Source organism: Marivirga sericea (assembly GCF_900177665.1).
GTDB classification, from domain to species: domain Bacteria; phylum Bacteroidota; class Bacteroidia; order Cytophagales; family Cyclobacteriaceae; genus Marivirga; species Marivirga sericea.
This window is the reverse complement of the sequence record NZ_FXAW01000001.1, coordinates 70,517-83,063: the sequence shown is the minus strand read 5'-3', so window position 1 is coordinate 83,063 and position 12,547 is coordinate 70,517. Positions and strand designations below refer to the sequence as shown.

Here is a 12,547-nt window from a genome sequence, read left to right as displayed (position 1 = left end):
ATGATTACGCTCAAACAAATAATACTACGGGGAATCCCTATTTACTTTTCACGGATCTGAAAGTAGTGCTTAGCTTTTTCATGCCTAGTAAAACTCACCATCAAATTAAGTAATTCTTTACTCTGCGACATCTTTTCCCACATCAATAAATTCGCTTGATCTATATAGTTTTCGTATTCAATTTCATTCATCTCTGAGGAGACTTCTGGAATTTTTTGATTAAAGAAATCCCATACTGAATTCTGACCAGTGGAGTATTCATCTTCAAATACTGCTTGAAAACATAGAGCTTGAAGAACAATGGATTCATAGCTTTTAGATTCACCATAGATTTCGGGAAATTTACTTTTACCAGCGCAAAATGTCCATCCGACCTTACCTTCTCCAGCTGACTGAGCATAGTACAATTTAGCACTTAACTCCACTAAGCTATCAATACTGACCTCCTTATCATCTCTGAAATTTTGAGGATAAATTAACTTTTGCATAGCAGAAACTATCTGCGGATCTTGATTCGCAAAATTTTGAAAACTCTTCTGAACCTCATCATAACTCTTAATGGAATATTTAATAGAATCAGGTAATCTTTCATCGATCAAATTCCATCGTAGGTAACTTAAGGCTAGCTGATTATCATTAAAAAACGTATAATATTTATCTACTTCTCTAATCCCCTCATTCAAATCGGGTTGCCAGTATGTATCCCCGTAAGCATTGGTCTTTTGTTCCAAAGTAAAAACATTGTCTATAAATTCTTGAGTAGGTAAATCATCGGTATTTGATTGGCATCCGACAAAAGATACTGCGATTAGAAGTAAAAGCCTATTCATCATTTCAACTTCTCATTATCTTTGTGTCTATCTTTATCTCGCTTAGTTTTCTTCTCAATATTCTTCTGTAAAGCTTCTGTTAAATCCACCCCAGTTTGATTCGCTAAGCAAATCAGTACCCAAAGAACATCCGCCATTTCATCTCCTAGCTCAGCACCTTTGTCACTTTCTTTAAAGGATTGTTCCCCGTATTTACGTGCCATAATGCGAGCCAATTCACCCACCTCTTCCGTTAAAATCGTCATGTTGGTTAGCTCATTAAAATAGCGTACGCCTATAGTTTTAATCCATTCATCTACTTGCGCTTGTGCTTCTGCTATCGTTAGGTCCTTTTTCATTTTATCGCATAAACTTTTTCTCCTGCCGATCTTGTCTGCATAACTTTAGTCTCGCGTAATTCCTCATGAGCCACTTCCATGATATCCCGATCTAAAATCACAAAATCAGCAAATTTGCCTTTTTCAATACTGCCTTTTTCCTTTTCTTCGAACTGACCAAAAGCTGCCCAGCGTGTCATGCCTTTGAGCGCCTCTTCTCTACTTAAAGAATTTTCCGGCTGGAAACCGCCCTCGGGTAAATCATCTGCATCTTGACGTGCCACTGCGGCATGAAATCCATAGATTGGATTAATGTCTTCTACCGGAAAATCAGAACCCAATACCAGTTTCCCGTTTTGTCGTAATAACTCCTGATAGGCATAGGCATTCTTTACTCTTTCTTCTCCTATTCTTTCATGCGCCCAATCCATATCTGAAGTGGCATGAGTCGGTTGCACAGATGGTAATATGTTATAATCTCCAAATTTACTAAAATCATTGTCTGCTAATACTTGAGCATGCTCAATTCTCCATCTTCTGTCATTCTTACCTTTCAAATACTTGGCATAGATATTCGTAATAGCCCTGTTTGCAGAATCACCTATGCAATGCGTGTTCATCTGAAAATCCTTAGCAAAAATAATTCTAGCGAGACTATCGAAAACTTGTGGTTTGCTTCTTAAAAAGCCGTAATTGTCTTCATCATCGGAATAATGAGCCAATAAACAAGCTCCTCTGGAACCCAATGCACCATCTCCATAGATCTTGAAAGATCGAACATTTAAATGATTGGTTTTATAATGACCCGTACTGAAATAGTGTTCCATATTTTCAGCTGTAGGGTTGATCATAGCATATATTCGCATCTTTAATAAACTATCTTTCTGCATTTGATCCAGTAAATCAATTTGAGATTTATCTAATCCTGCTTCAGCTAATGAAGTAATCCCTACTGAAAAGCAGTTTTCTTGCGCCTGGCTAATCAATTCTCGCTTTTTGCGTTCATCCATTTCAGGCATTTTGCCTGTCAACAGATCCATTGCATTGTCAATCAACACACCGCTTGGTTTTCCCGCTTTCAATATAATTTCTCCTCCAGACACTTTAGTATTAGCCGTAATTCCGGCCAAATCCAAGCCTTTTTGATTTGTCAAAATAGCGTGTGCATCCACCCTTCTCAATATCACTACCTTATCTGGGAATAGTAAATCCAATGTATCCTTGTCCGGAAATTGTTTTCCAACCCAATTATTTTGATCCCACCCTAGACCAAGCAAAGAAGCCTCATCAGGATATTTCTCTACATGTTGCTGTAATCTTTCAATTAATTCGTTGAAGGATGTAGTTCCAAATAAATCAACTTCTCGCAAGCCTTTTGCATAGCGAATAAAATGTGAATGCCCGTCAATAAATCCAGGGTAAACAGGCGCTTGCATCAAGTCGATTTCCTCGTCAGATTGAAACTGATTTCGAATATCTTTCGAAGAACCTACAGCTAAAAATTTTCCATCTTTAATCGCAAAAGCCTCTGCCTTCTCGAAGTTACTATTCACTGTATAGACAATGCCATTAAAATAAATGGAATCCACTTTTTCTCTACTGTTGCAAGAAAAAAGTAGCGTGATTAAAATTAAGCTTAGTAATAAGTTTCTCATTGAATTATGTATTAAGTGAAGGCTTATTCACTTTTGAAGCATTATAAAACCATTGGATATAATTTGAATTTATCGCTCACAGTAAGCCCTCTATCATTAAGATTTAGCTGTAGTTAGAACTTGTTAGGTGTATGTTATTAATCCTGATCAAACAAAGTTTCAGTAAATTTCAAATGCTTCACTGATTCTCCCGAATTCTTCAATTCAATCAAAGCGTCAATTCCGATTTGAAGGTGGTAATTGACATAACTACCGGTGACTTTTTGGTCACTTTGGGCCGTTTTCACACCTTCCGGAGTCATAGGATTATCTGAAACTAACAGTAAAGCACCTCTTGGAATGCTATTCACAAAGCCTACAGTTAATATAGTAGCTGTTTCCATATCGACTGCCATAGCTCTGATCCTTCTGAGATAGTCTTTAAACTCATCATCATGCTCCCACACTCTTCTGTTGGTAGTGAATACTGTTCCTGTATAGTAATCCATTTCATGCTTCTTGATCATCGAAGAAACCGCTCTTTGCAAACGAAAAGATGGTAATGCAGGAACCTCAGGCGGCATATAATCATTACTTGTCCCCTCACCTCTTATTCCGGCAAGAGGTAAAATCAAATCACCAATTTTCGACTTTTTCTTAATCCCACCACATTTACCTAAAAACAATACTGCTTTAGGCATAATAGAAGAAAGTAAATCCATTACTGTAGCGGCAACGGAACTCCCCATTCCAAAATTAATAATGGTGATTCCTTCCGCTGTAGCAGTTTGCATTGGTTTATCTCGCCCTTTGATTTCCACGTCATACTGCTTAGCGAACATTTCTACATAGTTAATGAAATTGGTCAGTAAAATATACTCTCCAAATTCATCTAATCCAGTTCCTGTGTAACGTGGTAACCAATTGTCTACGATTTCTTTTTTTGTCTTCATTTATGAGTTTTGATTAAATAATTGTCAGTAATTTGCATTTAAATTGCCACAAAGTTAAGCGAAACGAATGCAAAAATTAAATCTTCCACCTTATGATGTGAACTTGCGTAAAATGGACGGCAAGATACATATTTTTGATCCGATCAGGAAGAAGTATTTGGTTTTAACACCCGAAGAATGGGTGCGACAGCATTTTTTACAGTACTTGATTCAAGATAAATCCTATCCTGCTAGTCTTGTGAAAATGGAATCAGGCTTAAAATATCACGAAAGAAGGAAAAGAACAGATTTAGTAGTCTACAACAGAGAAATGAAACCCCATTTTTTGGTAGAATGTAAAGCTCCAGAGGTTAAAATAACAGACAAAGCTTTTTCTCAAATCTCTAATTACTATCGTCAGTTACCTGCGAAATATATGATCATTACTAATGGAATGGAGCACTATTGCTTCAGACCGGATGCCGGAAAACTGATTTTTGAAAAAGACATTCCACCATTTTCGAATACCTAAATCACCACTTAAAAATCTCCTCCAATATTCTTATTCCTTCCGTACCCTCTTGCATTTTCTTCATTTCAATCTTTTGAATACAATTAATACCTGCCACATTAATAGTGAAAACAGATAAATCTGCAGTTAAATCCTCCAGTTTCCACATTATTTCCTGCACCTTCAAGTCAAATTTATCTGCACTTTTCAGAAGATGCCTTCTGCTAACGCCATTAATACATCCATTTTTTAATGAAGGCGTATAAATTGTCCTTTTTTCGAGATTGAAAAAATAGATATTAGAAGAAGAGGCTTCTGCAATAAAGCCATCCTGACTGAGCAATATAAGTTCTTCGAATTTTCGCTCTTGCTTTTCCAGACCTGCAATTACATAAGGCAAGGCTGATAGCGTCTTCAAATGGCTGAAAGCTGAGTTTTGCAAGAAAACAGTCTTAGCAATGCCCACCCTATCGAATTTCTGTATTTTCTTTCTTTGTGATTGTTCAGCTGTCACCAAAAATTGCGCATCCTGCTGCTCAGGAGCATATAGACCACCTGGCTTTCTCCAAATGTAGAGCTTCATTCTAGCTGATTGCCGCATTAAACCGTTGACATCTAATAAATCAAGAAGCGTATTTTTCAATGCTTCCTTTTTAAAAGGCAAATTGATTTTCAAACATGCTAACCCCTCTAAAATTCTTTCCCAATGCTCATTGAAAAACATGATTTCCTTCTTCCTAAAAATTATCGTTTCAAAAATTCCATCCCCGTATTGAAAAGCCCGGTTCGAAACCTCCAAAGTCTCTGAACCAGAAGGGATTAAATTACCGTTGTAATTAATCATATATATTTCTCATTTAAAACTTCCTTAATCCATTCATCAATAATACTTTTGCCACTGCAATTAATTGTCTAATATTGGGTTTTATTTTAAAAAATGGCAGAAAGAAGTAGTATTTTTGATATGATTGGCCCCGTAATGATTGGTCCCTCAAGTTCACATACCGCCGGAGTCGTAAGAATTGCACGTGCAGCGCTAAAGGTTTTAGGCGGAATCCCTGATGAAGCTATCATCACTTTCTATAATTCGTTTGCTCGTACTTATGAAGGACATGGAAGCGACAAAGCTATAGTAGCAGGTCTTTTAAATTACAAAACGGATGATATTCGGATCAAAAAAGCATTTGAGTTAGCAGAAGAGGCTGGACTAAAGTATACTTTCAAATCTGTCGGAAGTGCTGGTACCTATCACCCCAATACAATTAAATTGCATCTAACTAAGGGGGAGAATAAGGTTGAAGTTATAGGTGAGAGCTTGGGAGGAGGCGTTATCAACATTTCCAAAGTCAATGGATTTACAGCAAACATTACAGCCGCTTCGCATACATTGATCATTACTGCTAAAGATACAAAAGGAAGTATCGCTTTTATTTCAAATATAATCAGTAATGATGCTGCCAATATAGCCACGATGAGCGTTTCCCGTAAAGGTAAAAATGATATTGCTTGTTTAGCAATTGAGATGGATACTGGATTAAAAACTATTACACTTGAATACCTTAAAAGTCTGGACTGGGTAATGGATGTTATCTATATACCAGATATTGACATGTAAACTATTAATTATAATTATGCTTAGAACTTTTATCGTAATTTTTTTCTTGACTATCGGACTCAATGCAAACGGTCAAGACAAATGGTCATTGCAGAAATGTGTTGATTATGCCTTGGAGAATAATCTTCAGGTCAAACAATCCGGATTAGATGTAGAAAGTGCCGAAATCAATTTATTCGGTTCTAAAATGAGTAATCTACCCGGAGTAAACGGAAATTTGGGGGTTAATACTTCCACTGGTCGTTCTATTGATCCTTTCACGAACACTATCATAGATAGAGGTATCAACTCTCAAAATGCTGGTCTAAATGCAAGTTTACCTCTATTTGACGGTTTCCAGCGTTATAACAGTATCAAAAGGGATCAGTATGGGGAATTAGCGGCAAGACAGGATTTGCAAAGCGTTCAAAATGACGTCACTTTAAATGTGGTTACATTTTACACTAACATCCTTTTCAATAAAGAATTGCTAGAAACTGCTAAGCTGAGACTATTGACAACTGAAAGCCAAGAAAGTAGAATCGAAAAGCAGGTGGAAATTGGGGCTTTAGCACAAGCTGATCTTTTGCAAATCCGACAACAAAAGGCAAATGATGAGTTAGAAGTAGTTAGAGCAGAGAATAATTTGAATATCTCCTATCTGCAGTTAAAGCAAGCGCTGCAGATACCTGCAGAGCAGTCTTTTGATATTGAAATACCGAATTTACCAGAACCAAATGAAGGAGAGTTAATGGAATCTTCTTCAAATGTTTATCAGTATGCTTTACAAAATCAACCAGTAATAAAAGCTGCTGAATACAGAAAAGAAAGTGCCATTAGAGGTATTGGAGTAGCAAGAAGCGGCTATTATCCCTCTTTGAGCCTAAATGCTGGAATATCCACAAACTACTCTGATGCTGCACCGGAGCAATTCCCAGTTTTAGGTTCTGAAAATATTACAATCACTCGTCCTGTAGGAGTTGTTCAAAATACAGGAGAGGTGGTCGTTACGCAGCAGGAAGTTCCTTCCGAATTTACAGATAATACTTATTTAAATCAATTAGATTTTAATCAAAGAAGATTTGTAGGACTAAGTTTGAATATTCCTATTTTTAGTAGATTTCAAGTAAAAAACAATGTTCAGCAAGCTATTATTAGCGAAAAAAGAAGCGAATACCAATTGACTTCCGTTAAAAATCAGTTACAGCAAACCATAGAACAAGCTTACTTAGATGTAAAAGCAGCAGCAAAATCATATGAAGCATTGAAAAATAGTTTTGAAGCCTCTGAACTCAGTTTTAGAAATGCAGAGCAAAGATTAGAACTTGGCGCAAGTGATGCGGTAGAGTTTACACAAATAAAAAATGACTTCGAAAGAGTAAAATCTGATCTCATTAGAGCAAAATACGATTACATATTTAAACTTAAAGTACTGGACTTTTATCAAGGGAAACCTTTAAACTTTTAACCATGGCTAAGAAAAAATCAAATAAAAAAACATTATATATCCTAGTTGGAATTGTTGTAGTTCTAATAGTAGCAGCAATTATAGGAAAGAAATCAGGTGTTATAGGTCAACCGCCATCGACCACTGTTGAAGTGGAAGAAGTGCAAAAAAGAACCATAATTGAAAAAGTAAATGCCAGTGGTACCGTTCAGCCAGTGGTAGAAGTTAAATTGAGTCCGGATGTGGCGGGAGAGATTACTGAACTGGCAGTGGAAGAAGGAGATCCTGTCAATAAAGGTGATCTATTAGTTAAAATCAGACCTGATAACTTTGTAAGTGCATTAGAAAGATCGAAAGCTAATCTCAATCAGCAAAAAGCAACTCTAGCTCAATCAGAAGCATCACTTGAAAGAGCAAAAGCTCAACTAACTCAAGCAAAACAAACCTTCGAGCGCCAGAAAAAGCTTTATGAAGAAAAAGTGATTTCTACCTCAGATTATGAATCTGCTGTGGCGAATTATCAAGTGGCACAGAATGACAAAGTAGCTTCTGAAAAAAATGTATTAGCTGCAAGGTACACTGTTAAAAGTAGTCAGGCTACAGTAGATGAAGCAAATGAAAATTTGAGAAGAACAACCATCTATTCTCCTGTAGACGGAACTGTATCTAAATTGAGCGTAGAGCTCGGTGAGCGAGTAGTAGGGACGCAACAAATGGCAGGTACTGAAATGATGAGAATTGCCAATCTTAACAACATGGAAGTTCGTGTTGATGTTAATGAAAATGATATCATTAGGATTAATATTGGGGATACAGCAAATATTGAAGTTGATTCTTATACCTATATGGAGAAAGAATTTAAAGGGGTGGTTACTGCCATTGCTAACACCGCCAACGATAAAGCATCTCAAGATGCCGTAACTGAATTTGAGGTTAAAGTAAAAATCCTAAATTCTTCTTATAACGACCTAATCAATGATGAAGGTGACTCTCCATTTAGACCAGGGATGACTGCTAGTGTCGAAATCATGACAGAAACTAAAAAAGATATCCTGACTGTCCCTCTTTCTTCGGTTACCTTACGATCTCCTGAGGTTAAAAAGGATTCAACTTCTTCTGAGGCTGAAAGTAATGCCAGGGCTCCTAAAAAAGAGCAGGAAGTAGTATTTGTAGTTCAGGATGACAACACTGTTAAAATGACAGAAGTTAAAACGGGAATTAGCGATTTTGAGTTCATTCAAGTTAATGGATTAACTGCCGGACAAACCATAGTAAAAGGACCATTCTTAGCTATTTCTAAAACCTTAGAAGACGGGGATTTAGTAGAAGTAAAGAATAATAAAGGGAAAGCAAAAAAAGAAGAATAATAGCTATAGATAATTACTTGCAAAATCATGAAGGCAGCCAATTAAGGCTGCTTTTTTTGTTTCACCATAGCAATTTCAATATCAGTAAAAATTATTTATGATAAAAATCTACTAGGTTGCTAGTTTATTTTATTGACGATTGTATATTTAAAGTCGAATTAAAATAATATAATTACTACGTGAATAAATTCAACCATCTCCTTAGAATAGCACTATTAGTGATAGTCCTATTTAACTCATTGGCGTGTCACCGCGAAGAGGAATTAAACAAAAAGCTCGTTTACATTTCGGAGGAATACTTAAAAGGCGAAAAAATCGTTTTAGGTAAGCAATTGCAAAACCCTTATTCTGTTGAAAATATGAAAAAGGCTTTAAACAACTTACTCCGAAATGCTCGCTTTGCTGAGGAGTTGGAAATTAATACCACACATTTATATGTGCGTTTTCTTCCAAGCGATACAACCCAAACGATTCAGCTAGAAGACGATACTACGTTGGTTTTATTTGATCATCCCTTGCTTTATGAAATTGAGGTGATGGGGCAGTGGTATCACGATCCTAAATTAGATGGCCAAGCTTTCACATGGCTATATACGGTAGTGCCAGTCGACTATGAATTTCCTGCCATTAAATACGAAGTATTGGATGAAGTATTTATGATGGATGAAGAAAATGACGATGCACCAAATCGAATGCTTTATGACGTATGGGACGCTCTGGAATATGAGTCCCTAAGGATCACCAATAATCTGGATGAAGAGAGCCTGCTTAATGGCAGAAGTGCCTCGAGATGGAATCCATCTGGAAGAATTCAGGTTGAAGAGAGAACTGGATTTGGAACTGGTGTAGATAGAGGAGATGTTCCTGTACGATATTGTAAAGTAAGAGCCCGAAAGTTGCTTAAATGGGGGTCGGCTAATACAAGCGTTACCAACGGACAGTTTAGAATTTCTAAAAGGTTTAGAGGAGAGGTAAATTACTCTATTGAGGTGGAAACGGCAGGACATAAAGTAACGGACTGGAAAGGTTTTTCCATAAACTTGAACGGACCCAAAAGAAGAGGTGCCTGGAACTGGAACATTCCCTTTGGTAACGAATCAGTAGCTTGGAATAGCACTACCATCTTAAACGCTATTTACCATTTTAGAACGCAAGCGTCAAGACATCGATTAAAATTACCCGGGGTTTTGGTGACGGCTAAAATACGGCCCATACTGAGAAGCGGGAGATCAAATGCTTTGGGTGTTGCGCGGCATATCCCCATATCCCCAACCTTTAATGTCTTGAGAAATGATGTGAAAATTTATACTAGATTTGATAATGGTAATAGGCTTTTAACAGACGACTTGTATGAGGTAACCATGCATGAACTCGCACATGTTTCTCACTTTTTAAAATCACCTGCAAATGCGATATTAAGTATAGGCATTGAAGGAGAAAGTTGGGCTACAGCTGTAGAGTACTATTTTACTTTACCGTATTATCCTGCTCAAGTGAATGGTTTGATTGACGAAGATAGACCAGGTATTGAGTGTTGTGGTGATGATAGTTGGAAGTACACACCATACTTTATTGACCTGATTGATAATTCTAACCAAAGAAATGATAATAATGGTAATTTAGACTTTGCCGATGATGATGTTGAAGGATATACTTTAGAACAAATTCAAGGTGCTTTGGATAGAAGAACCACTCTCTCGGGTGTTGCCACCCATTTACGCAACAATTATATCAATTCAACTGAGAGTAGATTAACAGCTGTTACCAGTTTTTACAATGATATTAGAGAGGATAATTAATGAAGACTATGAAGAATATAATAAGAATAGTTTGGCTTTTGTGTTTCTGTCTATCTATAAATGCATGCCATCAGGAATCTACGATAATGGTTACTAGGATAATTGATAATCAAACTGATAAATTGGTAGAGATAAATATATGGGTATCCAATAACTTATTTGAGAAAATTAAAATTGCCGAAAATAGTGCAGACACTTTGAAAAGCATGTGTGATATTGAAAGGGGTCAAGTACAAAACTGTAACCCTGTTGCAAGATGGTCCGAAGGGGCTGATTCAGTCCAGGTTATTTTTGACAATGAGAGTGTACTTACATACTGCATATCAGATGCTTATTGCAGTGAGATCAACAAAAAGAACATCATGGATTTTAACATTTTCAATAATCCAGACGTAGCCAATAATGGTTATGAGGAAATAGAAGATAAGGTTTTTGTTTTCACTATCGAAGAATCTGATTATGAACTGGCAGAGAAGTTTTAAATAAAAAATGGTTAATACAGAAGCATTAGGCTAAAATCTTATGCTTTTGTTTTTCTCAAATAAAATGAGAGCCCACACTTTAGAACAAATTCAACTGGCACTTTACAGTCGAACTACACTCTCGGGCATTGCCACCCATTTACGCAACAATTATATCAATTCAACTGAGAGTCTATTAACAGCTATTTCAAGTTTTTATGACCAAATCAGGGAGGATAATCAACTTTGAAATATTTAACACCACTTTTATTCCTATTCTTATTATCAGCATGTCATGAAGTAAATGAGCAGACAGCAATTAGAAGAATCATTAACGAAACCGATTATAGGTTGGAAATAATTATTTACGGAGATGAACGAGCTGAAAGCTTTCAATATGAAATCATGCCGCAGGATTCTCTCAATATAGAGGGTAGTTGCTTTTTTGGAGCGAGTGAATATTGTTCTTTAGACTGGACAACAAGATTAGCATTTGGAGAAATTATTTTTCAAGACTCTCTGAGGTAACTATATGAAGATTTACCTTCTGACTGTATGGAAAAGGCTATAAATGGTGATCCAGTGAGAGAATGTTACGGTTATAAACGTAGGAAAGAAAATGGCATATTTATTTACTCTTACAAAATAACCCCGTCGGATTTTAAGCAAGCAATACCATTTAAATGAGTGCAAATGATTAAAAAAGCAACTGCGCTTCTAGCACTACCATTTCTACTGCAAACTTGCACTAAAGAATATAATTTGTCTGCATGCTTAAACGGAGCTATAAGATAACTTGCATAAGCATTGCTCTGTATAACTATATTACAATTTACCGTCATTTTTAACGATATTCTAATTTATCATTACAATTGTTATCTATAATTGAATATCAGAAAATCACATCTTCTTCCGTAAAAAAAATATAACAAATGTCTTTTATGAGTTTGATACGAGCTAGTCTCTATTCATTTCTAACGCTTGCTCAATTGTTATAGATTCATCCCAGACCATCTTTATTCCCATCTCATCCATTGCTATTTTAAAATACTCCGACATAGGTGGTAGACTGACCGAATCTCGTCTATGTGATAACTTTTCTGGCATAGCTACAGGCCATACATAGTTATTTTCATCGGAACTATCTGAAACGCTAAAAGTTTGTGTACCAAATAATTGAGGCTTTCCCTCATACATCAATTTCCGATCCAGAACCGTTGGATAATCACCTGGATCCAATATTCCAGCTTCTGCTTTTTCTTTAACCATATGAATATATTTATTGATAAATTCTATGTCACCATGGTCGATAATTAAAAATATGGCAGAATGGCTAGCATCACTTAAATTCTCATCCCAACCGCATTCAGAGAATAATTCATCCAAATACTTTTGATTTTTTTTATCAATTTTATTCATTTTATGGACTAGTCGCATCAGTTTGAATAAACCGTCTCCAGTTTTCTTGTATTCAAGCACAACTGGAATTACTTCCATTCGCACACTTTGTTCCTTATCTTCTCTTTTTTCCAGCTCTCTATCTATTGCTGGTAAATCACAATTGTCTACTTGCGCTCTACAATAAAAAGAGCATAGCAATCCTGTTAATACCACAAGGGTATTTAAAATTTTAAAATTTGTCATGATCTTTTATT

The 12,547-nt window shown here is 36.2% G+C and carries 13 protein-coding genes; 7 read left to right on the top strand and 6 right to left on the bottom strand.

The genetic code is table 11. The annotated features are described in order from the left end of the window. Nucleotides 1-41: 41 nt before the first annotated feature. From B9Y84_RS00360 to B9Y84_RS00345, 4 genes are all read right to left on the bottom strand, one after another. Nucleotides 42-833, bottom strand: a complete 792-nt coding sequence (locus B9Y84_RS00360; protein ID WP_139827899.1) for a hypothetical protein — start codon at nt 831-833, stop codon at nt 42-44. After that, nucleotides 830-1,168, bottom strand: a complete 339-nt coding sequence (locus tag B9Y84_RS00355; RefSeq protein ID WP_085515105.1) for a nucleotide pyrophosphohydrolase — start codon at nt 1,166-1,168, stop codon at nt 830-832. The genes B9Y84_RS00360 and B9Y84_RS00355 overlap by 4 nt, the downstream gene beginning before the upstream one ends. Beyond that, nucleotides 1,165-2,802: an amidohydrolase gene (locus B9Y84_RS00350; RefSeq protein WP_085515104.1), complete on the bottom strand. Its 1,638-nt coding sequence runs from the start codon at nt 2,800-2,802 to the stop codon at nt 1,165-1,167. The genes B9Y84_RS00355 and B9Y84_RS00350 overlap by 4 nt, the downstream gene beginning before the upstream one ends. A 137-nt stretch (nt 2,803-2,939) precedes the next feature. Continuing rightward, the gene (locus tag B9Y84_RS00345; protein WP_085515103.1) at nt 2,940-3,734 is read right to left on the bottom strand and encodes an AMP nucleosidase; all 795 of its coding nucleotides are present in this window, start codon (nt 3,732-3,734) and stop codon (nt 2,940-2,942) included. A gap of 67 nt (nt 3,735-3,801) precedes the next feature. On the opposite strand from B9Y84_RS00345, the gene B9Y84_RS00340 reads away from it, so the two are divergent. Next, nucleotides 3,802-4,245 (top strand): type I restriction enzyme HsdR N-terminal domain-containing protein, encoded by a 444-nt coding sequence (locus tag B9Y84_RS00340; RefSeq protein WP_085515102.1) that lies wholly within the window; start codon nt 3,802-3,804, stop codon nt 4,243-4,245. A gap of 1 nt (nt 4,246) precedes the next feature. Here the strand turns inward: B9Y84_RS00340 and B9Y84_RS00335 are convergent, their stop codons facing one another. Continuing rightward, entirely contained in the window at nt 4,247-5,068 is an 822-nt protein-coding gene (locus B9Y84_RS00335; protein ID WP_085515101.1) for an aminotransferase class IV, read from the bottom strand. 93 nt (nt 5,069-5,161) lie between these two features. On the opposite strand from B9Y84_RS00335, the gene sdaAB reads away from it, so the two are divergent. The 6 genes from sdaAB (at nt 5,162) to B9Y84_RS00305 (ending at nt 11,420) form a co-directional block, all read left to right on the top strand. Continuing rightward, entirely contained in the window at nt 5,162-5,839 is a 678-nt protein-coding gene (gene sdaAB, locus B9Y84_RS00330) for an L-serine ammonia-lyase, iron-sulfur-dependent subunit beta (protein ID WP_085515100.1), read from the top strand. A gap of 16 nt (nt 5,840-5,855) precedes the next feature. Continuing rightward, complete coding sequence (locus B9Y84_RS00325; RefSeq protein WP_176223670.1) at nt 5,856-7,286, top strand: TolC family protein; 1,431 nt, start codon at nt 5,856-5,858, stop codon at nt 7,284-7,286. A 2-nt stretch (nt 7,287-7,288) separates the two neighbouring features. Continuing rightward, complete coding sequence (locus B9Y84_RS00320; protein WP_085515098.1) at nt 7,289-8,632, top strand: efflux RND transporter periplasmic adaptor subunit; 1,344 nt, start codon at nt 7,289-7,291, stop codon at nt 8,630-8,632. A gap of 179 nt (nt 8,633-8,811) precedes the next feature. Continuing rightward, nucleotides 8,812-10,431: a hypothetical protein gene (locus B9Y84_RS00315; protein WP_139827898.1), complete on the top strand. Its 1,620-nt coding sequence runs from the start codon at nt 8,812-8,814 to the stop codon at nt 10,429-10,431. Nucleotides 10,432-10,517: 86 nt separating this feature from the next. Beyond that, nucleotides 10,518-10,913: a hypothetical protein gene (locus B9Y84_RS00310; protein ID WP_139827897.1), complete on the top strand. Its 396-nt coding sequence runs from the start codon at nt 10,518-10,520 to the stop codon at nt 10,911-10,913. A gap of 225 nt (nt 10,914-11,138) precedes the next feature. Then, on the top strand, nt 11,139-11,420 hold the full coding sequence (locus tag B9Y84_RS00305; RefSeq protein ID WP_085515095.1) for a hypothetical protein: 282 nt from the start codon (nt 11,139-11,141) through the stop codon (nt 11,418-11,420). A gap of 429 nt (nt 11,421-11,849) precedes the next feature. On the opposite strand, the gene B9Y84_RS00300 is transcribed toward B9Y84_RS00305, so the two are convergent. After that, entirely contained in the window at nt 11,850-12,536 is a 687-nt protein-coding gene (locus tag B9Y84_RS00300) for a DUF6624 domain-containing protein (protein WP_085515094.1), read from the bottom strand. Nucleotides 12,537-12,547: the final 11 nt, after the last annotated feature.